This window comes from Neorhizobium sp. SHOUNA12A, assembly GCF_023006505.1.
Taxonomy (GTDB): domain Bacteria; phylum Pseudomonadota; class Alphaproteobacteria; order Rhizobiales; family Rhizobiaceae; genus Neorhizobium.
The window spans coordinates 1-23,982 of the sequence record NZ_JALBGV010000070.1; the positions used below are offsets into that span (position 1 = coordinate 1).

General features: G+C 61.4%; 17 protein-coding genes. 6 read left to right on the forward strand and 11 right to left on the reverse strand.

Annotated features, from left to right (window positions below):
• Positions 1 to 88: 88 nt before the first annotated feature.
• The gene (locus tag MOV63_RS24475; protein WP_247037803.1) at positions 89 to 2,434 is read right to left on the reverse strand and encodes a bifunctional salicylyl-CoA 5-hydroxylase/oxidoreductase; all 2,346 of its coding nucleotides are present in this window, start codon (positions 2,432 to 2,434) and stop codon (positions 89 to 91) included.
• A 297-nt stretch (positions 2,435 to 2,731) separates the two neighbouring features.
• Between MOV63_RS24475 and MOV63_RS24480 the strand changes: the two genes are divergently transcribed.
• The 4 genes from MOV63_RS24480 (at position 2,732) to MOV63_RS24495 (ending at position 10,490) form a co-directional block, all read left to right on the forward strand.
• Positions 2,732 to 4,888 (forward strand): indolepyruvate ferredoxin oxidoreductase subunit alpha, encoded by a 2,157-nt coding sequence (locus tag MOV63_RS24480; protein ID WP_247037805.1) that lies wholly within the window; start codon positions 2,732 to 2,734, stop codon positions 4,886 to 4,888.
• A gap of 3 nt (positions 4,889 to 4,891) precedes the next feature.
• The gene (locus MOV63_RS24485) at positions 4,892 to 6,439 is read left to right on the forward strand and encodes an indolepyruvate oxidoreductase subunit beta family protein (protein ID WP_247037807.1); all 1,548 of its coding nucleotides are present in this window, start codon (positions 4,892 to 4,894) and stop codon (positions 6,437 to 6,439) included.
• Positions 6,440 to 6,540: 101 nt separating this feature from the next.
• Positions 6,541 to 9,123 carry a bifunctional lysylphosphatidylglycerol flippase/synthetase MprF gene (gene mprF, locus MOV63_RS24490; protein ID WP_247037809.1) on the forward strand — a complete coding sequence of 861 codons (2,583 nt, stop codon included), beginning with the start codon at positions 6,541 to 6,543 and terminating at the stop codon, positions 9,121 to 9,123.
• On the forward strand, positions 9,120 to 10,490 hold the full coding sequence (locus tag MOV63_RS24495) for an AcvB/VirJ family lysyl-phosphatidylglycerol hydrolase (RefSeq protein ID WP_247037811.1): 1,371 nt from the start codon (positions 9,120 to 9,122) through the stop codon (positions 10,488 to 10,490). The genes mprF and MOV63_RS24495 overlap by 4 nt, the downstream gene beginning before the upstream one ends.
• Before the next feature lie 5 nt (positions 10,491 to 10,495).
• Here MOV63_RS24495 and MOV63_RS24500 read toward each other — a convergent pair whose 3' ends face one another.
• The 3 genes from MOV63_RS24500 to MOV63_RS24510 form a co-directional block, all read right to left on the reverse strand.
• A complete protein-coding gene (locus MOV63_RS24500) occupies positions 10,496 to 11,005 on the reverse strand; it encodes a MarR family winged helix-turn-helix transcriptional regulator (RefSeq protein ID WP_038549831.1) in 510 nt (169 codons plus the stop codon).
• Between the two features lie 29 nt (positions 11,006 to 11,034).
• On the reverse strand, positions 11,035 to 12,624 hold the full coding sequence (locus MOV63_RS24505) for an NAD(P)/FAD-dependent oxidoreductase (protein ID WP_247037813.1): 1,590 nt from the start codon (positions 12,622 to 12,624) through the stop codon (positions 11,035 to 11,037).
• 64 nt (positions 12,625 to 12,688) lie between these two features.
• Positions 12,689 to 13,471 (reverse strand): cyclase family protein, encoded by a 783-nt coding sequence (locus MOV63_RS24510; RefSeq protein WP_038546964.1) that lies wholly within the window; start codon positions 13,469 to 13,471, stop codon positions 12,689 to 12,691.
• Between the two features lie 451 nt (positions 13,472 to 13,922).
• Here MOV63_RS24510 and MOV63_RS24515 point away from each other — a divergent pair, with 451 nt between their 5' ends.
• On the forward strand, positions 13,923 to 14,438 hold the full coding sequence (locus MOV63_RS24515) for a MarR family winged helix-turn-helix transcriptional regulator (RefSeq protein WP_038546963.1): 516 nt from the start codon (positions 13,923 to 13,925) through the stop codon (positions 14,436 to 14,438).
• An 18-nt stretch (positions 14,439 to 14,456) separates the two neighbouring features.
• Here the strand turns inward: MOV63_RS24515 and MOV63_RS24520 are convergent, their stop codons facing one another.
• Both MOV63_RS24520 and MOV63_RS24525 read right to left on the reverse strand, forming a co-directional pair.
• Positions 14,457 to 15,131: an amino acid ABC transporter permease gene (locus MOV63_RS24520; RefSeq protein WP_046665284.1), complete on the reverse strand. Its 675-nt coding sequence runs from the start codon at positions 15,129 to 15,131 to the stop codon at positions 14,457 to 14,459.
• Positions 15,132 to 15,208: 77 nt separating this feature from the next.
• A complete protein-coding gene (locus MOV63_RS24525; RefSeq protein ID WP_038546958.1) occupies positions 15,209 to 16,012 on the reverse strand; it encodes an ABC transporter substrate-binding protein in 804 nt (267 codons plus the stop codon).
• A 370-nt stretch (positions 16,013 to 16,382) separates the two neighbouring features.
• On the opposite strand from MOV63_RS24525, the gene MOV63_RS24530 reads away from it, so the two are divergent.
• On the forward strand, positions 16,383 to 17,096 hold the full coding sequence (locus MOV63_RS24530) for a hypothetical protein (RefSeq protein ID WP_247037815.1): 714 nt from the start codon (positions 16,383 to 16,385) through the stop codon (positions 17,094 to 17,096).
• A gap of 6 nt (positions 17,097 to 17,102) precedes the next feature.
• On the opposite strand, the gene MOV63_RS24535 is transcribed toward MOV63_RS24530, so the two are convergent.
• From MOV63_RS24535 to MOV63_RS24555, 5 genes are all read right to left on the reverse strand, one after another.
• Positions 17,103 to 18,281, reverse strand: coding sequence for an alpha-hydroxy acid oxidase (locus MOV63_RS24535; RefSeq protein WP_247037817.1), 1,179 nt, complete (start codon positions 18,279 to 18,281; stop codon positions 17,103 to 17,105).
• A complete protein-coding gene (locus MOV63_RS24540; RefSeq protein ID WP_247037819.1) occupies positions 18,278 to 20,155 on the reverse strand; it encodes an ABC transporter ATP-binding protein in 1,878 nt (625 codons plus the stop codon). Before MOV63_RS24540 ends, MOV63_RS24535 begins: the two co-directional genes overlap by 4 nt.
• A 1-nt stretch (position 20,156) precedes the next feature.
• On the reverse strand, positions 20,157 to 21,014 hold the full coding sequence (locus MOV63_RS24545; protein ID WP_038546947.1) for an ABC transporter permease: 858 nt from the start codon (positions 21,012 to 21,014) through the stop codon (positions 20,157 to 20,159).
• Between the two features lies 1 nt (position 21,015).
• Positions 21,016 to 22,032, reverse strand: a complete 1,017-nt coding sequence (locus tag MOV63_RS24550; protein ID WP_038549829.1) for an ABC transporter permease — start codon at positions 22,030 to 22,032, stop codon at positions 21,016 to 21,018.
• Positions 22,033 to 22,108: 76 nt separating this feature from the next.
• Positions 22,109 to 23,644, reverse strand: coding sequence for an ABC transporter substrate-binding protein (locus tag MOV63_RS24555; protein ID WP_247037821.1), 1,536 nt, complete (start codon positions 23,642 to 23,644; stop codon positions 22,109 to 22,111).
• Positions 23,645 to 23,982 lie beyond the last annotated feature (338 nt).

Here is a 23,982-nt window from a genome sequence, read left to right on the forward strand (position 1 = left end):
CGAGCCCGCACCGGTGACGAGGGCGTGACGGTCGGCAAGTCTGGCACTGGCAAGTCTGGCTGAGGGCGCTTCGCTCATGATGCGTTCCTTATTTCGCCGCCGCCGGGCCGACGGCCGGAGGGGCAACGGCGGCCGCAGCACGCGCGAGGTTGGTCTCGTATTGCGCCTTGCCGGAATAATACTGTTTTGGCCAGGGAATGTCCGTCAAGCCTATCTTGGCCGCCTCGTGAAGAACCCAGGCCGGATCGGCGAGATGCGGGCGGGCGACGGCGCAGAGATCGGCGCGGCCGGCGGCGATGATCGAGTTCGCATGATCGGCCTCCGAAATCGCGCCGACGGCGATGGTCGGGATACCGATCTCGTTGCGGATCTTGTCGGAGAAGGGGGTCTGGAACAGGCGGCCATAGACCGGCTTTTCTTCCTTCCACACCTGGCCGGACGAGCAGTCGATCAGGTCGGCACCGGCATCCTTGAACATCTGCGCGTAGATCGCCGCGTCTTCCGGCGTGTTTCCGCCTTCGAACCAGTCATGGCAGGAGAGACGCACGGAAATCGGCTTGTTTGCCGGCCAGACCGCGCGGATCGCCTTGAAGACTTCCAGCGGATAACGCGCGAGGTTTTCGTGGCTGCCGCCGTATTCGTCGGCGCGGATGTTGGTGAGCGGCGACAGGAAGCTCGACAGAAGATAACCGTGGGCGCAGTGCAGCTCCAACCAGTCGGCACCGGCTTCAGCCGCGAATTTCGCTGAGCGGACGTGATCGGCGATGACACGATCCATGTCGGCGCGGTCCATCGCCTTGGGAACCTGGCTGGTCTTGAGGTAGGGCAGTGCCGAAGCAGAGATCAGTAGCCAGCCACCTTCCTCGACCGGCTGGTCGATGCCTTCCCAGGCGACCTTGGTCGAACCCTTGCGGCCGGCGTGTCCCAGCTGAATGCCGACCTTGGCGGCGGAATTGTCATGCACGAAGGTGACGAAGCGTTTCCAGGCGGCCGCCTGTTCTTCGTTCCAGAGGCCGAGGCAGCCGGGAGTGATGCGGGCGTCCGGCGAGACGCAGGTCATTTCCCCAAACACGAGGCCGGCGCCGCCGAGGGCACGGGAGCCGAGATGGACCAGATGGAAATCGTCCAGCAACCCGTCCTTGGCAGAGTACATGGCCATCGGCGACATGACGATGCGGTTCGGCAGATGGGTTTCGCGCAGCGAATAGGGCGTGAACATCGGCGGCAGGGTGCGGCCGTTGCCGGTCACGTCGATACCGTTTTTCCTGGCGAACCAGCGCTCATAACCTTCCAGCCATTTTGGGTCGCGCAGGCGCAGGTTTTCGTGGCTGATGCGCTGCGAGCGGGTCAGCATCGAATACATGAACTGTTCCGGCTCCAGCGTATCGGCGTAACGCTGGCCGACCACTTCGAACCATTCCATGGCGTTGCGGGCGGCATTCTGGATGCGGGCGACGTCGACGCGGCGGATTTCCTCGTAGGTTTCGAGGACTTCCGGGATCTTGTCTTTGGAATGGCCGAGCTTGTTGAACTGGTTGCTGAGCTCGATCGCGTCGTCGATCGCGAGCTTGGTGCCGGAGCCGATGGCAAAATGGGCGGTATGGGCGGCGTCGCCCATCAGCACGACATGCGAGTTGCCGTTGAAATGGCTCCACTTGCCGCAGATCAGGCGGTTGAAGTTCAGCCAGGCGCTGCCGCGCAGATGCCGGGCATTGGTCATCAGCTCGGAGCCCTCGAGGACTTCCGAGAACAGGTCCTGGCAGAAATCGATCGAGCCCTGCTGGTCCATCTGACCAAGGCCGTGCTTTTCGTAAGCTTCTTCCGTCGTTTCGACGATGAAGGTCGAGGTCTTGTCGTCGAACTTGTAGATATGGGCCTGGAACCAGCCGTGATCCGTCTTGCGGAAGTCGAAGGTGAAGGCGTCGAACAGCTTGTTTGTGCCGAGCCAGATATAGCGGTTCGGACGCACGACGAGATCCGGTTCGAAGACCTCCGGATAACGGTTGCGGATCTTCGAGTTGAAGCCGTCCGACGCGATGATCAGGTCCGCATCCGGATAGTCGACATCGCCGTTGGAATCGGTTTCAAAAACAAGCTCGACGCCGAGCGCCTCGCAGCGGCGCTGCAGGATGTTCAAGAGCTTCTTGCGGCCGATGCCGACAAAGCCGTGGCCGGAGGTGCGCTGGCGCGTGCCCTTGAACAGCAGCTCGATATCGTCCCAGTGATTGAAGGCGTCCTCGATTTCGGCCGCACTTTCCGGGTCCCAGGCCTTCATCGATACCATGGTGGCGTCGGAGAAGACCACGCCCCAGCCGAACGTGTCGTAGGGCTTGTTGCGTTCGACGACGGAAATGGAGTGCTCGGGATGCAGCTTCTTCATCAGGAGCGCGAAATAGAGACCGGCCGGGCCGCCACCGATACAGACGATGCGCATATCCAAGTCCTCCTGATGTTCAGTCGCTCATTATTTTAAGTTTAAACTATATGGCGTTTGATCGACCCGTCAAGCGGATTTGCGGCGGCTCCGGCAGTTTTCATACTGGATCGGCCGAATAATATGCATTTGCATATATAATGACCCCTGTTGCGCGCTCCTCTGTCCTGCTCGATGTTCGAATGAAGCAAGACTTGCCGTTCCGCCGGCATTTGTGAATTGACAAATGGCCGGCGCCGAAAATATGCTTTTGCAAATGATTATGGATTGAAGCCGACAAGGCGAAGGGGAAGTGCCATGGCCGAGCGATCTTTTGCGCGCGAAGTCGAGGATCTCAAGCTTGGAGAAGGCGAGATTTTTCGTGGGGAAGGCATTCTCGCCATCACCAAGGCGCTGCTGCAATCCGGCGTTTCCTATGTCGGCGGCTACCAGGGTTCGCCGATCTCGCACCTGATGGACGTGCTGGCCGATGCCAAGGACATCATGGAGGATCTCGGAGTCCATTTCGAGACCTCGGCCTCGGAAGCGGCAGCGGCGGCGATGCTCTCTGCCTCGGTCATGTATCCGGTACGCGGAGCCGTGACATGGAAATCGACGGCCGGCACCAATGTCGCGTCGGACGCGCTCTCCAACCTGTCCTCCGGCGGCGTCAATGGCGGCGCGCTGATCATCCTCGGCGAGGATTTCGGCGAAGGCTCTTCGATCATGCAGGAACGCAGCCATGCGTTCGCGATGAAGTCGCAGATGTGGCTTCTCGACCCGCGTCCCAACCTGTCGGCGATGGTTCAGGCCGTGGAAGATGGCTTCCAGCTTTCGGAAGCCTCCAACACCCCTGTCATGCTGGAGGTACGCATCCGCGCCTGTCACGTGCATGGCCAGTTCGTCGCCAAGGATAACCAGCGGCCAAAATTCACGCTTCGGCAGGCGCTGGAAAACCCGGTCCGCGACGTTAACCGCATCGTCCTGCCGCCGGCGAATTTCGGGCAGGAGAAGGACAAGCTGGAGCGCCGCTGGCCGGCTGCCGTCAACTTCATCAAGGAAAGGAAGCTCAACGAGTTCTTCGGCCCAGAAGAAGGCGAGATCGGCATCATCACGCTTGGCGGTCTCTACAACGGCGTCATGCGTGGCCTGCAGCAGCTGGGCCTCGCCGATGTCTACGGCAATTCGTCGGTGCCGATCTATGTGATGAACGTCGCCTATCCGACGATCGACGACGAAGTGATCGATTTCTGTCTCGGCAAGAAGGCCGTGATCATGGTGGAAGAGGGCGCGCCGGAATATGTCGAGCAGTCGCTCCACACGCTGATGCGCCGCCGCGATATCCAGACCCGCCTGCACGGCAAGGACATTCTCCCGCTTGGCGGTGAATATACCGCGCCAGTGATGATGAAGGGGCTGAAGACCTTCATCGAGATGTACGATCGCCTGCTGCTCGGCAACCAGCCGCCGGTGCCGGATCCGAGCGATGTCCTCAACGATCCGAAGGTGAAGGCGCTGGCCGAAGTCGTGCCACAGCGTCCCGCCGGCTTCTGCACCGGTTGCCCGGAGCGGCCGATCTTTGCGGCCATGAAGCTGGTCGAAAAGGAACTCGGCGAACACCACGTCTCGGCGGATATCGGCTGTCACCTGTTCTCGATCCTGCCGCCCTTCAATATAGGCGGCACGACGATGGGCTATGGTCTTGGTCCTGCTTCCGCTTCCGCCTTCAATGTCGAGGCGGACAAGCGCTCGATCGCGGTCATGGGCGATGGCGGTTTCTGGCACAACGGCCTGGCAACCTCGGTCGGCAATGCGGTGTTCAACAAACAGGACGGCGTCATCCTCGTCGTCGACAACTTCTATTCCGCGGCGACCGGTGGGCAGGACATTCTCTCCTCCCGCGCCATCAACCCGAACCGCAAGACCAACAATTCGATCGTCAATGCGGTGAAGGGCATCGGGGCCACCTGGGTGCGCCAGATCGACCGCACCTATGACGTCGCCAAGATGCGCGACACGCTGAAGGAAGCGCTGACGAGCAAGGAGAAAGGCCCGAAGATCATCGTCGCCTCTTCCGAATGTATGCTGAACAAGCAGCGCCGCGTGAAGCCGCAGTTCAATCAGGCGGTCAAGGACGGCAAGCGGATGGTGAAGGAGCGCTTCGGGGTGGACGAGGACGTCTGCACCGGCGATCACGCCTGCATCCGGCTTTCCGGCTGCCCGTCGCTATCGGTGAAGCATACGGATGATCCGCTGAAGGACGATCCGGTCGCGGCGATCGACAACAGCTGCGTCGGCTGCGGCAATTGCGGTGAGGTTTCGGAAGCCGCCGTTCTCTGTCCGTCGTTCTATCGCGCCGATATCATCCACAATCCGACCGGCTGGGACAAGTTCCTCTCGAAATTCCGTAGCTCGGTGATCGGCTGGCTGCAGGCCCGCCGTGCCGCCGGCCGCGTCGTTTTTGCAGAGGTTTGATCGATGAACGAGACCGTGAACCTCAAGACGCTCCATGCTTCCGACAAGCCGCTGACGTTGGCGATCATGGCCATGGGCGGCCAGGGCGGCGGCGTGCTGGCCGATTGGATCGTCGGCCTTGCCGAAGAGCAGGACTGGATGGCGCAGTCGACATCGGTGCCGGGCGTTGCCCAGCGCACCGGCGCGACGATCTATTACATCGAGATGTTGCCCGCCCGCGACGGCGTGTCGCCGATCTTCTCGCTGATGCCGACTCCGGGCGACGTTGACATCGTGCTGGCCGCCGAGCTGATGGAAGCCGGACGCTCCGTGCTGCGCGGTCTGGTGACGCCGGACAAGACCACGCTGATCGCCTCGACGCACCGTTCCTTTGCGGTCGGCGAGAAGGAAAAGCCGGGCGATGGTATCGGGGATCCGACCGTAGTGGTCGGCGCGACCGATTTCGCCGCCAGGCGCACCATCGCCTTCGACATGGATACGCTGGCGACGAAAAACGGCAGCGTGATTTCCGCCTCGATGTTCGGCGCGCTTGCAGCGGCCGACGTGCTGCCTTTCCCGAAGGAAGCCTTCGAGGCGATAATTCGCGGCGGCGGCAAGGGCATCGAACCCAGCCTCAGGGCTTTCAATGCCGCCTACGAGCGGGCGAAAGCCAAGCCGCGCGACGAAGTAGTCGCGATGGCGCCGAAGCGTTTCGATACGATGCCGGAAACCGCTGGCCATCCGGATCTCGATCGTCTCGTCCATCGCATGCGCGCAGAATTTCCGGAGGTCGCCTGGCCGCTGCTGTTTGCAGGCGTCAAGAAGCTCACGGATTTCCAGGATCCGGCCTATGCCAGCGAATATCTCGATCGGGTTGGCAAACTTCATGCCCTCGATCGTGCCAATGGCGGCGGCGAGCACGATTATGCTTTCACCGTCCAGTCGGCGAAATACGTCGCCGTCGCCATGGCCTATGACGATGTCATCCGCGTCGCGGACCTCAAGACCCGTGGCACCCGCTTCAATCGGGTCGCCAGGGAGGTCGGCGTCAAGCAGGACCAAATCCTCTACATGACCGAATACATGCATCCGCGCATGGAAGAGGTCGTGGGAACCATGCCGAAGCGGCTCGGTCTCTGGGTCGAAAACCGCCCGAAGGTCTTTGCCTGGCTCGATCGCCGCATCAACAAGGGCCGTCGCGTGCAGACCGGCACGCTCTTCTGGTTCCTGACGCTTTATACGCTGGCAGCGTTGCGGCGCACCCGCCGTGGCACGCTCCGGCACTTGCGCGAGACCGAACACCGTGAGGCCTGGCTCAATACCGCGATGTCGCTTCTTCCGAGAAATTACGATCTCGCGGTCGAGGTGATCAACAACCGCCGCCTGGTGAAGGGTTATTCCGACACCCATGCGCGTGGGCTTTCGAAGTTCGACCGGGTGATGTCGGCGCTGACGACCTTGGCGGACCGCGAAGACGGTGCTGCCTGGATGAAGCGCCTGCGCCAGGCAGCTCTTCTGGACGAAAGCGGCATTGCTCTCGACGGCGCGTTGAAGACGGTCTCTACGCTTTAGGTTTTAAGGATAAAGACACATTATAGCCGCGATCCCGTTGCTTTTGCTGCGCATCTGACCGAAGTCTAGACACCCAGTTTTTGCAAGCACCGGCAGCCCACATGGAATCCACGGATCGTCAGCCAAGTCGCTTTCGAGACATTCTTGAGACGTACCGTCCTTACCTCATCGCCGCTGCGGCGCTGGCGGTTTTCGCGTTCACGACTTTTGCGATCTACAACCTCACGACAGAGGTCAGCTATGACGATGTTATCGAGGCGCTCGCCAACACGCGTTTATCCTCGATCGGCCTTGCGGTTTTCTTCACGGCCCTGAGTTTCGCGGCGCTGGTCGGATACGACGTCAACGCGATCACCTATATCGGCCGGTCGTTGCCGTTCGTGCCCGTCGCGATAACGGCCTTCAGCGCTTACGCGGTCGGCAACACGGCCGGCTTTGGAGCTCTGAGCGGCGGCGCCATTCGGTTCCGCGCCTATTCGCGCCTGGGGCTTTCGCCGGACGATATCGGTCGCGTCATCGCATTCGTGACACTTGCCTTCGGCATCGGGCTGCTGGCGGTCACGGCGCTCGCATCGCTGGTGACCGCGCCGAGGATCGGCGCTATCCTCGATATCGACGGCGATTGGGTACGCGCCGGCGCAATCGTGATCATCATCGTGCTCACCGCCGTCCTGATCCTCGGGCGAGACGGACGAACCGTCTCTGTCGGAAGCCTCAACATCCGGTTGCCAGATAGCCGTACGTCATCGCAACAGTTCCTGATCACCGCGCTCGACATTGCTGCCTCGGCCTCGGTTCTCTACGTGCTCCTGCCGCAGACCGAAATTGGCTGGCCGTCCTTCCTGGCGATCTATGCAACTGCCGTGGGCCTGGGTGTCCTCAGCCATGTGCCAGCCGGTCTCGGCGTCTTCGAGACGGTGATCGTAGCGGCACTCGGCAATCGGGTCAGCATCGACGAAGTGCTCGGCAGTCTCGTTCTCTACCGCGTTATCTATCACGTCCTGCCGCTGCTCATCGCTACGCTGATGGTGATTGGCGTCGAAGTTCGCCAGCTTGCCCATCACCCCGTCGCCTCGACGCTTCGCAAGCTCGAATTCCGGCTCGCGCCGCCGCTTCTGGCGACGTTCTCGATGATCGCCGGCGCCATGCTGATCTTCTCAAGCGTGACGCCGACGCCGGATTCCGATATCAATTTCCTGGGCAACTACCTGCCGCTGCCGGTGTTCGAAGGCGCGCATTTCCTTTCCAGCATTTTAGGCCTTCTGCTGTTCATCACGGCGCGCGGTATCGGCCAGCGGCTGGACGGTGCATGGTGGGCCGCCATGGTCTGCACCGCCTTGGCGCTGGTTTTGGCCTTCATGCGGGCACTCGCGCTTTTCGAGGCATCGTTCCTGATCGTCCTGCTGATCGGGCTGTTCCTCAGCGCCAGACAGTTCAAGCGTCGGGCATCGCTGTTCGGACAGGTGTTGTCGCCGAGCTGGATCGCCGCCATGCTCATCGTCGTCGCCGCAGCGATCACGGTGCTGCTGTTCGTCTATCGCGAAGTGGACTACAGCCGTGAACTCTGGTGGCAGTTCGAATTTTCCGAGGAAGCGCCGCGCGGATTGCGCGCGGTCCTTGGCCTTGCGATTTTCGCCGCCGCGATCTCCCTGTTCAGCCTCCTGCGGCCGGCGGCCCGACGTTCGGCGCTGTCCACGGCGGACGATCTGGAGCGGGCAATCCAACTCGTCATGGCTCACGACAACGCCGACGCCAACCTTGTGCGGATGGGCGACAAGCGGCTGATGTTCTCCGAGAGCGGCAATGCTTTTCTCATGTACGGCATCCAGGGCCGTTCCTGGATCGCGCTTTTCGATCCGGTCGGACCGCAGGAGGAGATGGCGGATCTCGTCTGGCGTTTCGTCGAGGAAGCTCGCGCCCAGGGTGGTCGCGCCGTGCTCTATCAGATTTCGCCCGGCCTTCTTTCTCATTGCGCCGATGCTGGGCTGAGGGCCTTCAAGCTCGGTGAATTGGCGATCGTCGACCTGTCCCGCTTCGACCTCAAGGGCAGTCGGCTGGCCGGGCTTCGCCAAGCCGTCAACAAGGGTGCACGCGAAGGGCTGGAGTTTTCCGTCATCGAGCAGCCGGACGTGATGGCGCATGTCGAAGAACTCCGGTGCGTGTCGGATGCTTGGCTGGAAGATCACAATACCCGTGAGAAGACTTTTTCGCTCGGAGCTTTCCGGGATGATTATGTAAGCGCCCAGCCGGTCGCGATCCTCAGGAAGGACGGCCGCATCGTCGCTTTCGCGACACTGTCGCTCACCGATACGAAGCAAGAAGGTACCGTCGACTTGATGCGCTTTATGCCGGATGCGCCGAAAGGCTCGATGGATTTCCTGTTCGTGAAGATCATGGAATATCTTCGCGATGCCGGTTATAGACATTTCAATCTCGGCATGGCTCCGCTGTCCGGCATGTCCACACGCGAGGCTGCGCTCGCCTGGGACCGGATCGGCAGCGTTGTTTTCGAGCATGGCGAACGGTTCTACAATTTCAAAGGGTTGAAAGCCTTCAAGTCGAAGTTCCATCCCGCCTGGGAGCCGCGTTATCTGGCTGTGGCAGGGGGCGTCAGCCCCGCCATCGTGATGATGGACGCAACGCTCCTGATCGGTGGCGGCTTGAGAGGAGTGGTTGGTAAATGATGTTTCTGCGTTCTTTTTTTGTCGCGCTTGCCGCTCTGCTGTGTGGCGCCTTGCCGGTCGCCGCCCAGGATCAGCAGGACTATCATACAGGCCTGGTCCCGCAGCCGCGTATCCTCGTGCCGAACAATGGCAGCGAGCTCGAAGGCATCGTTTTCCTGATTTCCGGCGGGCAGGGTTGGGGGGCGCGGGAGGATACCGAGGCGCAGAAGCTGCTTGCCGCGGGTGCGGCCGTGGTCGGCATCGATTTCCCCTCCTATATCAAGTCGCTCGGCGCCGATGACGGCGAATGCATCTACATGGTTTCCGATATCGAGGACGTCTCGCAGCAGGTGCAGCGGCGGATCGGCAATCCGCAATATCGTCACCCGATCGTCGCCGGCATCGGCGAGGGCGGCGCCTTGGCGCTTGCGATGATCTCCCAGAGCCCGAATGCGACGATCGACGAGGCCATTGCCGTTGATCCGCTGGCAGGCATCCCGCTTGCGAAGGAACTCTGCACGCCGGCCTCCAAGCAGAAAGTCGGCGATCGCATCGTTTATGGTTTTGACGACGGTGCTCTGCCGGCCGCGGTGACGATCATTTCCACCGCTACAGCCGATGCAGCCGGCAAGGCACATGGCCTTCGCCTGAAACAGGATCACCCCGAGGTCGAGCTCAGCAATTCGGACGAGACTTCCGATGTGGCGCTCTCGCAGGCGCTTGCCGCACGCATCGCGGTTACCGGCCGTACAAGCCAGCCGCTCGACCTGCCGCTGAACGTGCTTCAAGCCAAGCCGGCGATGAACACGATGGCGGTGATCTTCTCCGGCGATGGCGGGTGGCGCGACCTCGACAGCGAAGTGGGAGGTTATCTGCAGTCGCAGGGAATCCCGACGATAGGGCTGGATTCGCTGCGATATTTCTGGTCCGAACGCACGCCGCAGGCGACTGCGGACGATCTGGCGAAGATCATCGAATATTATCGCCGGCAATGGGACGTTCAGAACGTCTTGCTGGTCGGCTATTCGTTTGGCGCCGATGTGCTGCCAGCCGCCTACAACCTCCTGCCGGCGGCAGACCGGGTGCGAGTGAAGCAGATCACGCTGCTCGGCCTGTCGAACAAGGTGGATTACGAAATTTCCGTGACCGGGTGGCTCGGCGTCGCAAGCGACGGAAAGGGAGGCGATCCGATGACCGACATCGTCAGGATCGATCCGAAGCTCATCCAATGCGTCTACGGCACCGATGAGGACGACGATCCCTGCCCGACGTTGAAGACCAAAGGCGTCGAGGTGGTGCCGATCGAGGGCGGACATCATTTCGACGAGAACTATCAGGCGCTCGGCAAACGCATCCGCGACAGCCTGCAGACCCGGCTTTCGAAATAGACCGGTCAGATCTCGTGCTTGCGGATGTTGAGGAGGATCTTGTGCAGCGTGCCCGTGAAGGCGCGGTATTCTTCCTCGTCGATGCCGTCGAACATCCGCAGCAGTGAATCGTACATGGTCGGCCAGAAGCGCCCAAAGGCGGCACGGCCTTCCTCGGTGATCGTCACATCACGGATGCGCATGTCCTCGGCACGCGGCGTGCGGCGGATGTAACCCTGGTCTTCGAGGGAATCGAGCGTGCGGCTCATGGTCGATTGTTCGATGACGGCGAAGACGGAAAGCTCGTTGATCGTGAGCGAAGCAGAGACGCTGAGGACCGCAAGCGTGCGCATCTTGGCCGTCGACAAGTCGTATTCGCGCAACTCCTCCGCCATGTTGGAATTCCAGCGGGAAATGATGCGGTTCATCAGATAGGGTGCGAAATGGTTGAGGCCGATCTCGCCCATGGTCGGCCGATTTTCCTGATCGCCTTCCTGGTGCCAGCGCAGCACCACACCTGAAAACCGTTCCGCCATGAAATCCATGTCTCCTAGACCACGTCGTTTCAACGCAACGACGATGCGAGCAGAAAGCCCGAGCCGCCAGCAAGCCCCGGTCCCGGATGGGTCGAGGCGCCGATATGATAAAGGCCCGGCACGTGGGTGCGGTGGTTAACAGACGACTTGAAGGGCCGCCAGAGGAAAAACTGGTCGAGCCCGCAGAAGCCGCCATAGGGATCGCCGCCGACGAGATTCACGTTCATCGCCTCCAGATCGGCCGGAGAATAGGCTCGGCGGGCGAGTTTTATCTCGGCAAAATTCTCGATGTGGCGGGAAAGCAGAGCCTCGATGCGATCGGCATAAAGTTCGCGCAGCTCATCGGTCCAACGGCCGTCGGCAGGTGTAGCGATCTCACCGGCCGCATCGCCCTTGATGAAGCGCGGCGCTTCGGGAAGCTGCAGCCAGAGTATCGACTTGCCGTCCGGCGCGCGCGACGGATCGAAGCTGACGGGCTGGCCGACGCAGACGGTCGGCTCGGCGGGCAGCAGTCCGCGTTCGCATTCGTTGGTGGCACGTGAGACGCCGTCGAGACCGGATGTCAGGTGAAGCAGCGCCACTTTGGCGAGCTCCGGGTCGCCCTTCCAGCGCGGCGGAGCGGAGAGGGCGTAATGGATCTGCATGTTGCCTTTGCCATAACGGTAGCGTGCGACGTTTTCCTTTACGTCGGCGGGGGCGGGCTGCGGCCAGTCCTTCAGCAGCCGGTCATAGATCTGGTTCGGCGTCGTGGAGCAGACGACGCCGGATGCGGCGTGGATCGTCTCGCCGCCTGCAAGCCGCACGCCGGCAGCCTTGTTATCCGGACCGGGAAGGATACGTTCGACATCCGCGCCAGTGCGGATCGCGCCGCTCTGATCCGTGATCAGCCGTTCGAAGGCGGTGACGAGGTTAGCCGCGCCGCCCTTGACGATCGGGCAGCCGGCGAGTTCGATAGCAAAACCGATGACCTTGACCATTTCGGCCGAATAGGCGCTTTCCGGCGCCAGGCCGCAATGCAGGACCCAGGGCGCCCAGAGTGCGTGAGCGCCTTCCGACTTGTAGGTGGTTTCGAGATAACCGCGCGCTGGTGTCAGTGCATCGCCGAACCAGGCAGCGAGTTGGCGCAGGCCCTTGCCCCATCCCTGTCTGGCGACCGTTTTCAGCGTCGTGCCGGACCAGAGTGCGCCGCCGAGCAGAGAGAACAGGAAGGCCGCATCGGTGCCAAGCGCATTCATTTCCTTGTCGAACGTCTTGCCGTCGCCGGCTGCGAGGGCCTCGAAGGTTGCGATATTGCGTTGGCGATCTTTTGAGAAGATGACGGAGGAGCCGTCCGGGCACAGCACGCCGGTCGGCAGGTAGGCATGGGCGAATTCGAGGCCGCGGGCTTCAAGATCCTTGCCGAGCGCGCCGTAGGCGGGCGAGGTCAGGAACAGCACCATGGTGGTGGCCATCACGTCGTGGACAAAGCCGGGCTCGGTGATTTCATCGGTGTGCAGGCAGCCACCGATGCGGTCGCTGCGCTCCAGAACGAGGACCTTTTTGCCCTTCTTGCCGAGCATGGCGGCGGCGACGAGCGCGTTGATGCCGCTGCCGACGATGATGTAGTCGAAATCCGCCATGCCGCCCGTCTTCCTGCTGGATACGGAAAGGGCCGGAACCTTCCGGTCCGGCCCTTCGATCGGATCAGGAGATCAGCGCAAGGGCGCGGACCGGTGAGCCTGTGCCCTTGACGAGCTTCAGCGGAGCGGCGATCAGCACGGCGCCCTTCGGTGGCAGCTGATCGAGGTTCGACAGCGATGCGAGGCCATATTTGCCGGCGCCGTGCATGAGGTTGTGGGCCGGGAAGGGCGGGTTCATGCCGCCGGCCGAACCGGCGTCGGTGCCGATGGTTTCCTGGCCCCAGCCGATAATGTCCTTCGAAATCAGGTATTGGATCGCTTCGGCGGTCGGGCCGGGAGAGTGCGGGCCGTTCTCGTCTGCGTTCAGGAAAGTTTCGGTGGATCCGTTGCGCTTGTACCAGTCGGAGCGCATCAGCACCCAACTGCCGGCCTCGATCGCGCCATGCTCGGCTTCCCATTCCTTGATGCTGTCGACGGTCAGCAGATAATCCGGGTTTTCGGCGGATTCCTTGGAACGGTCGATGACATTGACCGGCGCCACGAAATTCTGCGGCGGGATGGTGTCGGTCGTGTTGTTCGGTTTGTCCTTGCCTGTAACCCAATGACAGGGCGCATCGAAATGGGTGCCGGTGTGCTCACCGAGTTCCAGCCAGTTCCAGGCCCAGAACGGACCGTCCTCGTTGTATTCGGAGATCGTGTGGACGGCGACTTTCGGCGTGTTCTTGCCGAACTGAGGCGGCAGGTAAAGAACGGGAGTATCCGGCCCGAGCGGCGCCGTCAGGTCGACGACCTTGACCGAGCCGGAGAGAAGAGCGGAAGCGAGACTGGTGAGCGTGCTGGAAGACATAGTGCCGGGTTCCCCTTGAATTGACCGGTTTCGTAAGCCGGGCAGCAGCCGGTTTTCCTCTCCGGATGCCGCTGAACGATGAGGGAGCCTATTGCAGAAAATATGAGGATGCAAGCAACTGGGAGAGGCTGCATCGCGCAAATTTATGTGGTCGATCCCTATCGAAGAACATCGATCACTTCCGTGAGAAATAGGCCGTTGCGGACTCAGTGAAGGGCAAGCATGAGTAGCTATCCGCTTATCGACAGATTGCCTGTTCTTGATGCTGTTTTCAGAAAATGTATGCATATGAATAAATAATGGACGCGGATGACGGCTAATGATGGGGTGATGATCGGGCCAGTCACGTGGGCTGGCGAGCGCCGTTCCCAATAATGGTCGCAGCACGAACCTTTGACATTTCAAATATCTGCTTCTAGACGGTGGATCGGTTACAGAGGCAGCATTCGAAATGGTAGAAGCAGAAGCGGTCGGCGTCGATCTGGAGATCATCGTCCAGGGCGCCCATGGGCGGTCGAAGCCCGAGCTGCGCCTGTGGCTGCGGATGTTGTCGACCACCAAGCTGATCAGCCAGGAAATCCGCCGCCGCCTGCGCGCCGAGTTCGGCGCGACGCTGCCGCAGTTCGACCTGATGGCGCAGCTTTATCGGGAGAAGGACGGGCTTCGTCTCGGCGAGCTTTCCAAGCGCACCATGGTCACCAACGGCAATGTCACCGGGCTCGTCGAGAGGCTCGAAGCCGATGGTTACGTTCAGCGGGTTACGCCGCAGGGCGACCGGCGCGTGACCGTGGCAAAACTGACCGAGGCGGGTGTGACACTGTTTGCGGCGATGGCCGCGGCGCACGAAGGCTGGCTGCAGGACATGATGGCGGATATCGACCCGGATGCGGTTGCGGCGCTCTGGTCGGAGATCGGCACGGTCAAGGCTTCCGCCAACAACCACCTCTCCGGCGCCGCCTTCGAATAGGCCTCGCCGTCTCCGGCGTCAGCGCTTCTTTTCCTTGTTGAACCTCTGTTCGAGCAGATTGACCAGCCGCACCATCGGCCAGAGGAAGGCGATGTAGATCAGCGCGGCGCCGATCAGAGGCGTCGGGTTTGCATAGAGCGCCTGCGCATCCGTGGCCTCCTTGAGTAGTTCCGGCAGCGCAACGGTTGAGGCGAGCGACGTATCCTTGAACATAGAGACGCAGTTGTTGGTCATCGGCGGAATGACGATGCGGATCGCCTGCGGCAGCACGACCTTGCGCAGCGTGACGAAGAAGGGCAGGCCAAGGGCCGCCGCCGCTTCGAACTGGCCGCGCGGAATGCCCTCGATGCCGGAGCGGAAGATTTCAGCCGAATAGGCGGCCATGACGATCGAGAACGCAAGGCCCGCGGACGTCCAGGAGGACAGGCGGATGCCGACGAACGGCAGCGCGTAGTAGATGAGGATCAGCACCACCAGCATCGGCGCGGCGCGAAAGATGTCGATATAAAAAACCGTCAGATAACGGACCGGCTTCGGTCCGTAGAGGCGAAGAAGCGCGATCACCAGCCCGATGGGAATGCCGATGCCGATGCCCGCCACGCCGAGCAGGAAGGTGTTGATCAGTCCGCGCAGCAGCGCTGGAAATGCGTCGCCGAGAACCCCGAGGTTGAAGAATGTATCGAGGAGGGTCATTTCCTGGTGCCTTTACGCTCACGAAAAAGCCGGCCGTCGCCGGCCGGCATGACTAGGGTGTATTATCGGTAGCCGGCTCAGGGCTTCGGCAGCGGCTGTTCGACGGCGGAAGCGGAACCGGCCGCCGGATCGGAGCCGAACCACTTCTTGTGGATCGCGGCCAGCGTGCCGTCCTTCTTCATGGCGGTGATCGCGTCGTTCGCCTTGGCCAGCAGCGGGTGATCCTTGGTCATCATCAGGCCGTACTGTTCGCCGGTCTTGATGCGCACCTTGACGGCGAGGTCCTTCATCTTGAGGAAGGCGTATTCCATGCCCGGGACGTCGCTAACGGCCACATCGGCACGACCGGCGGAGAGATCCATCAGCAGGTCCTGCTGGGCATTGTAGCTCTTGATGTCGGTGATGCCGTATTTTTCCTTGTTGTCCTTGGCCCACTTGTCGCCGGTGGAACCGGCAAGCACGCCGACGACCTTGCCCTTCAGGTCTTCGACCTTGGAAACGGTCGCTTCCTTGCGGGTGGCAATGCCCATGTCGGCGTCATAATAGGCCTGGGTGAAGGACTGGCTGCCGAGGCGTTCCTTGGTGATGGTGATCGAGGAGATCGCCACATCGATACGCTTCGAAGAGGTGGCCGCAAAGAGCGCCTGGAAGCCGAGGTCGGAAATTTCGACCGTCATGCCGAGACGCTTGGCGACTTCGTTGACGATATCGACTTCGAAACCCTCGAACGTACCCGCAGCCGTCTTGTATTCGAAGGGCGGATTGCTCGGATAGGAGCCGACGGCAAGCGATGCCGCGGAGGCAAAGCCGGCGCTCGCGACGGACAGCGCCGCGGCACCCGCAAGGCCAAAAAAGGCGCGGCGGAAAAGGGTCGTGGTCATGATTGCGTTCCCTCTGTTTTGGTGACCGGCGGCTGTTTTCCCTGCCGGATCGGATGCGAATTCTTCTTGATCGTTGGTAGATGAAGTGACCTGAGCGGGCCCTTTCCCAAGAGCTATCCGGCGGCGTCTCATATCCTCTTTCAACGCGCCTGGAAGCGGATCGTGATGGAAAATCCGGCAAGTTTCAAGGGGAAAGATTGAAGCTTAAATCATGTCCAGACCGGTTGTCCGGGTGGCTGAATCATGGCTCAAAATAGTTTAGGTTTAAACTTGTTTTTTCTTTCCGACGGTTCGATAGTGAGCCACGACCGGGGAACAGAGGCCGCCGGCAATTGTTGCGGTCCCTTAAAGAGAAGCAGGAAGCCGAGCCATGCGTTTTGCCTATTTCGCCTTTTTCGAGAATGTCGATGGAAGCCAGCTTGCCGTGAGCAAGGCGGATGTCGAGACCTCCTCCGAGATCATCAAGCTGACACCCGGGCTGACCACGGCCAACCTCTACACGCCTGAGGTCACCAAGGACATGTACAACAAGGACGAGCAGTCTCCTATCTTCGGCATGCAGCTCTATTTCAACGAGTTGACCGACCTGGAAGACGCGATGGCGCCGACCGGCCACCTGCATCAGCTTGCGGCTTCGGGCGTGCTGTCGAGCATTCGCGGCGCCAAGGGCACTCAGCAGGCCATGTATGCGCGACACTTTCCGGTCGACGATGCCAGGCTTGATGTAGAAAAGAACGGCAATCCCTGTTCCTACGTGGTCCACTATACCGGCCCGGCCGAGGACCTGAACGTCTGGATGCACCACTATGTCAGCCATCACCCGCAGGTGATGCGCACCTTTCCGGGGATCCGCAAGATCGAGGTCCTTTCACGGGTCGACTGGTGCGGGTTTCTGCCCTGGGAGCGGGTCAACCACATGCAGCGCAACCGGGTGATGTTCGACAGCCCTGTCGCACTTCAGGCAGCGCTGCAGTCGCCGGCCCGTATTGCAATGCGCGAGGACTTCAAGACCTTCCCGCCCTTCGAAGGCGGCAATTCGCACTTCCCGATGGAGACGCAGATCATCGTCCCTGACGGACGGTGAGGCCGCTCAGAACTTTATATGGTCGCGGTCGAGATTCGCGACCGAACGACAGCCGAGAAGCGCCATGGTGCGGCGGATTTCCTCTTCGAGGATGGTGATGGCGCGGGCCGCGCCAGCCTCACCGCCGGCTGCGAGGCCATAAAGTGTTGCGCGGCCGGTCATCACCGCATCGGCACCGAGCGCCAAAGCCTTGACGATGTCCGTGCCGCGGCGAAAACCGCTGTCGGCGAGGATGGTGATCCTACCCTTCAGCTTGTTGGCGATCTTCGGCAGAATGGCGATCGGCGATGGCGCACCGTCAAGCTGGCGACCGCCGTGATTGCTGATGACGATGCCATCGGCTCCCGCGTCGGCGGCCAGTTCGGCATCGCGGAGCGTCATGACGCCTTTGACGATCAGCGGCTTTTTCCAGATTTTCCGCAGGCGGCGGATATGGCTCCAGTGAAGGTCCGGCTCCACCTGTTCGCGCGACCAGATGGCCGTGCGAGCGAAGGTCTGCTGGTCGGCCGGCAGAAAATCGAGCAGATTGCCGAAGGGCGGAATGCCGCGTGCCATGACCGACAATGCCCAGCGCGGATGACAGAGGATATCCAGCTTGTGGCGGAAGGTCGGGTCCATGCCGGAGCGGTAGTTGCGGCGGTCCCATTCGCGGTTGCCGAAGGTCGCAGCATCGGTCGTCACCATCAGCGCCTGGCAGCCGGCTTTTTCGGCGCGCCCGACCAGTTCGTCCATGAAGGACTGTGAGCGGAAGACATAGAGCTGCATCCAGTGGGAGAGATTGGGGATGCCGGAAAGCTCCTCGATCCGCATGTTGGAGACAGTGCTCTGGGTGAAGGTCACGCCCGCCTTGGCGGCGGCTTCGGCAAGCAGCCGATCTCCCTGATATTGGAACAGGCCATTGAAGCCGGTCGGTGCGACGATGAAGGGAAGCCGCATCTTGCGGCCGAAGATCGTCGTCGAAAGATCGGGTATACCGACGCCGGTCAGCGTCGAGGGCCGAAATTCGATTTCCGAGAAGACTTCGCGGTTGCGGCGAAGCGTCCATTCGTCCTCGGCGCCGCCCTCGAGATATTCCGTGACGAAGGCCGGCAGGCGGCGTCGCGCCATGGCCTGCAGATCGGCGATGGTGACGGCGCGGCCGACATCCCGGCCGCTGTAATATCTGCGTCCGGCGATTGTCATCATTCGACCTGATAGCCGGCTTCCGCAAGCACCGGCGACCATTCCGCATTGACGTCGTCCGGCGGCACGGCGGCGAGCAGGCTGCGCGTATAGGCGTGCTGCGGATCGGCAAACACGGTTTCCGTTCGGCCGCTTTCCACCACCTCGCCGCGATACATGACCATCACCCGATCGCAGAGATATCGAACGACGGACAGGTCGTGGCTGATGAACAGCATCGAGAAGCCGTGTTCGTCACGCAGTTTCAGCAGGAGGTCGAGAAGCTGGGCCTGAACCGAGACGTCGAGGCCCGAAACGATCTCGTCGGCGACAAGGATGCGCGGTAGCGTGCAAAGGGCGCGGGCGATGTTGACGCGCTGCTTCTGGCCGCCCGAAAGCTGCGAGGGAAAACGCATCGCCGCATCCGGCGGCAGGCCGATTTCCTTCAACAATTCGGCGGCGCGGTCCATGCGCTCGCGGGTGCTGTTGTGCAATCCGCTCGCCTCGTTCGCCTGGGTGACGATGCTGCCGATCCGCCGGCGCGGGTTGAGCGCCGATTGCGGGTCCTGGAAGACCATCTGGATATATTCGCGGCGATAGGCCCTGTCGGCATTGCCGTTGGCGGTGACGTCGCGGCCGGCCAGCGTGATCTTGCCGCCGGTCGGCGTATCGAGGCCGACGACAAGGCGCGCGAGCGAGCTCTTGCCGCTGCCGCTTTCGCCGACGATGCCGACGAACTCACCCTCGCCGAGCGCAAAATCGACGCTGTTGACCGCCTTGAAGACGCTGCGCTTGGCAAACGGGCTCCAGGCTGTCGTGTAGGCCTTGGTGAGCTTCTCGCCATTGAGATGGATCTTGCTCGATGCGATCTCGCGGCCGGGTGCCAGCGGCGGCGGTACGATGTCCGGTGTTTTTTCGGTGCGGATGCAGGCGGCGATATGGTTCGGGCCGATATCGGCCAGCGGCGGCTCAGTCCGGGTGCAGGCCTCGATCGCGTTCGGACAGCGCGAGGCGAAACGGCAGCCCTTCAGCTCCTTCAGCACCCGTAGGCCCGGCATACGCTCGGGCAGGATGAAGAGGCCGCGGCGCGGGCCGGTGATGGTCGGATTGGCGAGCTGCAGGCAGCGCGTATAGGGATGCGCCGGTGCTGAGAACAGCTGCTTGGCGGGACCGCGCTCGGCCGGCCGGCCGGCATAAAGCACCATGATCTCGTCGCTGATCTGCGAGGCGAGGCGCAGGTCGTGGGTGATGAAGATCACCGCCGTACCGTCGCGCTTCTGCATTTCGGCGATCAGCTTGACGATCCGGGCCTGGATGGTGACATCCAGCGCGGTGGTCGGTTCGTCGGCAATCAGCAGCCGCGGACGGCTGGCAAAGGCCATGGCGATCAGGATGCGCTGGCACATGCCTCCGGAAAGCTGATGCGGGTATTTTTCGAGCAGCGCCGCGCCATGCGGCAGATGTACGGATTCGAATTCCTTCAGCGCCCGCTCGCGCCAGTTCTCACCGGGGGCAAGGCCGATCCGCAGAAGGTGTTCCTTGATCTGCTGGCCGACCGTCAGCACTGGGTTGAGGCCAGAAAGTGGCTCCTGCGGAATAAAGGCGATTTCGCGGCCGAGCAGGCTCCGGCGGCGTTCCGCCGCCATCGACACCAGGTCCTCGCCGTCGAAGGCGAGCGTGCCCTTGGTAACCGCAAAGCCGTTCGGCAGATATTGCGAGATGGTGCGGCCGATCATCGACTTGCCGGCCCCGGATTCGCCGACCAGGCCGAGGATCTTGCCGGGCTCCAGCGAGAAGTTAAGGTCGGTCAGGACCGGGAAGCTTTCCTTGGCTCCTACCGATTCGACGCAAAGGTTTTGCGCCGAGAGAATGGGATTTTTGGGCGAGGGAATGGCCATGTCAGGTGCGCTCCGTCTGGGTCAGGCGCGTATCGAGGGTGCGGCGCAGGCCATCTCCGAGGATATTGAAACCGAAGACCGCGAAGAAGATCGCGAAGATCGGGGCGATCAGGTTAAACGGCGCCTCGTAGATGTTCTGGCGCGCATCGGCGATCATCTGGCCCCAGGCGGCGGTTTCCGAGCCGACGCTCATGCCGACGAAGGAGAGGATCGCCTCGACGATGATGGCGACGCCCATTTCGAGGCTCATCAGGGTAATCAGCAGCGGCAGTGTGCCGGGCAAGATTTCGCGAGTGATGGTGCGCCAGTGCGAGAAACCGACGAGTTGGGCGGCCGAAACGTAGTCGCGCCGGCGAAGCACGATCACTTCGCTTCGCAGTACGCGGCAGAAGCGCGTCCAGTCGACCAGGACGATGGCGAGCACGACGTTGCGCAGGCCGGTGCCGAGACCGACCATGAGGATGAGGGACAGGATGACCGGCGGGAAGGACAGCCAGATCTCGACGATGCGGCCGATCACCCAATCGACCCAGCCACCGAAATAACCCGCAACATGGGCGAAGAAGGCGCCGATGATCATCGCGCCGATCGAGGCTGTAAACGCCACGGTGAGCGCCACGCGGGCGCCAAAGATCAGGCGGGAGAGGACGCAGCGGCCGAGGCTGTCGGTGCCGAGCGGAAACATCGCATCGCCGCCATCGACCCACACGGGTGGCGTCAGGATCGACAGCAGGTTCTGCTCGTTCGGATCGTTGGGTGCCAGATAAGGCGCAAAGATCGCGCAGACGGCCAGAATGAAAATGATGACGAGGCCTGTCTGGACGCGGCCGGATCTCAGCCAGAGCGGAAGCGGTCGCATATCAACGCACCCTCAGTTTCGGATTGAGGATCAGGTAGAGGCTGTCGACCACGATGCTGATTACCAGAACGGCGATGCAATAGGTGAGGCCCGCACCCTGGATGATCGGCAGGTCGGCGTTGCGGATTGCATCGACCATCAGGTTGCCCATGCCCGGATAGGAATAGATGATCTCGACCAGCAGCGTGCCGCCGAACAGGAAGCCGAACTGCACGCCCATCAGGCTCAGGGTCGGGAGGATGGCGTTCTTGAGGCCGTGGCGGATCAGGATGCGCTTTTCGGAAAGCCCGCGAAGCCGAGCCTGCTGGATGTAGTCGTCCTGATAAGCATCGAGCAGGCTGGAGCGCAGCACGCGCATCAGGGATGGCGACAGCGCGATGCCGAGCGCCAGGCAAGGCAGGATCATGTGTTCCAGCGCGTTGAAGAAGGTCGAGAGCTTTCCGGTGATCAGGCTATCGAGCAGCAGGAAGCCGGTGACGACCGGGCGCTCGAAACCGGGGCTGAGGCGACCGGTGAAGGGCAGGACCTCGAAAAAGACGCCGAATATGAGGAGCAGGAACAGGCTCCAGAGGAATTCCGGAAGCGACAGCAACAGGATCGAAATGAAATCCATCACCGCTTCGGCGCGGGTGCCGCGCACGTAAAACAGAAAAAGGCCGCCCGCGAGGCCGAAGACGGTGGCGACCACCATGGCGATGAGAGCCAGTTCGACGGTGGCGGGCAGTGTCGAGCCGATCAGGCTTGTCACATTCTGGCGGAAATGGATGGAGCGGCCGATATCGCCGTGGAAGAGCTTGTTCAGCCAGATGCCATACTGCTGATAGAGCGGCAGATTGAGCCCCATTTCAGTGCGCATGGCCTCCACTTCCTGAACCGTCGCATTGGGTGGCAGGGACATGGCGGCGGGATCAACCGGCAGGATGCGCAGGATGCAGAAGAGAAGCGCAGAAACAAGCAGCAGGATCGGTATCGCGGTGAGGACACGCTTTACCAAGAGCTTGGCAATGGTCGCAAACATGCGCATGCCCCGTATGACGATGTGAAGGAATGGGTCCGGGCGTACCCGGACCCCAGGATGGCGAGGTCAGTCGGTATCAGGACCAGGACATGGTGCTGCCCAGAACCCAGGCATTGCCGTACTTGACGTAGTTCAGGCTCTTCTTGCGCACCAGCGTCTGGACGCTCTGCAGGATCGGGATATTGGCCCCGGTCTCGACAGCTTCCTGGGCGACAGCCTTATAACCGGCAATGCGCTTCTCATAGACCGGCTCGACAAAGAGTTTCAGGATCTTATCGCCGATCTCCGGACCCTTCCAGGCGCCGAACGGCATTTTCGGGTTCATCAGATAACCGGAGAAGATCTCCGGGTCGCCGGTGGCGTTGTCGAAGCTGTAGAGGGTCGCTTCCGGCAGCTGTCCGCCGCGGTTCAGTTCGAAATACTTGGAATATTCGATCTGCTGCAGCTCGACCTTCAGGCCGACCTTCTGCCACATCTGCACCAGCGCGCGGGCGATGTCGAAATCGCTCGGGAACTGGCCGTTGGTGGCGGCAAGCGTAAAGGTTGCCGGCTTGTCGGCCGTATAACCCGCATCGGCCAGAAGCTTCTTCGACAGTTCCGGATCGTAGGCGAACTTGTAGTCGGGCAGGTAGCCCGGCGTGCCGGGCGTGGCCGGTACGGAGAGCGGCACGGCCGCGCCACCATAAAAGGCCTTGGAGAGGGCTGCCTTATCGATCGCGTGATGGGCTGCAAGGCGGACAGCCATGTCCGTAAACCCCTTGTCGTTGCGCATCTGCAGGAGGATCAGACGAGTGAAGGGGTTGATTTCGGCAGTCAGGCCCTCGGTCTTGCCGAGGCGCTCGGCTTCACGCACCGGAATGTTGACCGTCAAGTCCACCTGGCCGGACTGGATGGCTGCGGTACGTGCCGACGGATCCTTGATGATGTCGATCGTGACGCGCTTGATCTTCGGCTTGGTGCCGAAATAGGCGTCGTTGCGCTCCAGCACGATGCGCGAATTCATCTGGTAGTCGACCAGCTTGTAGGGCCCCGTGCCGACCGGCTTCTTTGCGAATTCTTCCGGGCCGACGGATTCGATATACTTCTTCGGCACGAGATAGCTGCCGAGAAAAGCCAGCCACTGCGGCGCGGTCGGCGTCGGGGCGGAGAACTTCATCACGCCCGATGTCGGCGACAGGATTTCGATGTCGGTGAGGGTGCGCCAGGAATTGGCGATATCGAGCTTGAGGCCGGATTTGATGCGATCGACGAAGGTATATTTGAAGTCCTCCATCGTCATCGGATCGCCGTTGTGGAATTTTACGTCGCTGCGGATCTCGAAAGGCATGGTCATGCCATCCGGCTTCAGCTCCCATTTGGTAATGAGATTGCCGATCAGCTTGAGGTCCGGCGACTGATCGAGCGGCTGGTCGAAGACCATCTTGAAGAGCGGCTGTGCATCCGGGACGAAACGCAGGTTCGGGTCCCAGGACGGCACGTCGGACGGCCAGCCGATGGTGACGTTGTCGGTGTCTGCGGCGAAAGCGATTGTGGCCTGCGAAAGCACGGAGCCGCTGACCGCGGCAAGGCCGAGCATCTGCAGGAGATTTCTGCGGTCGATTTCAAAAGTCATGACGATCCCTCTGGTTCTGCCCGTCGATCGCGACCGACGGACCTGCGGCGGTTGGTGAAACGCAAGCCTGCAATTCTGCCAGGGGCTTCTGTTGATTTTCGATGCCGCTTTTTTGCGGTCGTCCCCTTAACAATTGAGGAGATCGTAGAACGAGGTATAAATTACTTCAAGCCTAAAATTTCTTATCGTCGGAAATTGAGAATTCCGTCGACTTCTGCGTGTGGAGGGCCGGTAGCGTCGGGCTTTTTGGTTGCCTTCAGGTTGAAAATTTGATGAGTGACGATCACCGACGGAGCAAGCTGAAGCCCGGCCTCGTAAAAATTTATTGACGTCCTTTC

Bases quoted from the DNA above. Each gene is read 5' to 3' on its own strand.
- MOV63_RS24475 (WP_247037803.1), bottom strand. From the start codon at position 2,434: ATGCGCATCGTCTGTATCGGTGGCGGCCCGGCCGGTCTCTATTTCGCG.
- MOV63_RS24480 (WP_247037805.1), top strand. From the start codon at position 2,732: ATGGCCGAGCGATCTTTTGCGCGCGAAGTCGAGGATCTCAAGCTTGGA.
- MOV63_RS24485 (WP_247037807.1), top strand. From the start codon at position 4,892: ATGAACGAGACCGTGAACCTCAAGACGCTCCATGCTTCCGACAAGCCG.
- mprF (WP_247037809.1), top strand. From the start codon at position 6,541: ATGGAATCCACGGATCGTCAGCCAAGTCGCTTTCGAGACATTCTTGAG.
- MOV63_RS24495 (WP_247037811.1), top strand. From the start codon at position 9,120: ATGATGTTTCTGCGTTCTTTTTTTGTCGCGCTTGCCGCTCTGCTGTGT.
- MOV63_RS24500 (WP_038549831.1), bottom strand. From the start codon at position 11,005: ATGGCGGAACGGTTTTCAGGTGTGGTGCTGCGCTGGCACCAGGAAGGC.
- MOV63_RS24505 (WP_247037813.1), bottom strand. From the start codon at position 12,624: ATGGCGGATTTCGACTACATCATCGTCGGCAGCGGCATCAACGCGCTC.
- MOV63_RS24510 (WP_038546964.1), bottom strand. From the start codon at position 13,471: ATGTCTTCCAGCACGCTCACCAGTCTCGCTTCCGCTCTTCTCTCCGGC.
- MOV63_RS24515 (WP_038546963.1), top strand. From the start codon at position 13,923: ATGGTAGAAGCAGAAGCGGTCGGCGTCGATCTGGAGATCATCGTCCAG.
- MOV63_RS24520 (WP_046665284.1), bottom strand. From the start codon at position 15,131: ATGACCCTCCTCGATACATTCTTCAACCTCGGGGTTCTCGGCGACGCA.
- MOV63_RS24525 (WP_038546958.1), bottom strand. From the start codon at position 16,012: ATGACCACGACCCTTTTCCGCCGCGCCTTTTTTGGCCTTGCGGGTGCC.
- MOV63_RS24530 (WP_247037815.1), top strand. From the start codon at position 16,383: ATGCGTTTTGCCTATTTCGCCTTTTTCGAGAATGTCGATGGAAGCCAG.
- MOV63_RS24535 (WP_247037817.1), bottom strand. From the start codon at position 18,281: ATGATGACAATCGCCGGACGCAGATATTACAGCGGCCGGGATGTCGGC.
- MOV63_RS24540 (WP_247037819.1), bottom strand. From the start codon at position 20,155: ATGGCCATTCCCTCGCCCAAAAATCCCATTCTCTCGGCGCAAAACCTT.
- MOV63_RS24545 (WP_038546947.1), bottom strand. From the start codon at position 21,014: ATGCGACCGCTTCCGCTCTGGCTGAGATCCGGCCGCGTCCAGACAGGC.
- MOV63_RS24550 (WP_038549829.1), bottom strand. From the start codon at position 22,032: ATGTTTGCGACCATTGCCAAGCTCTTGGTAAAGCGTGTCCTCACCGCG.
- MOV63_RS24555 (WP_247037821.1), bottom strand. From the start codon at position 23,644: ATGACTTTTGAAATCGACCGCAGAAATCTCCTGCAGATGCTCGGCCTT.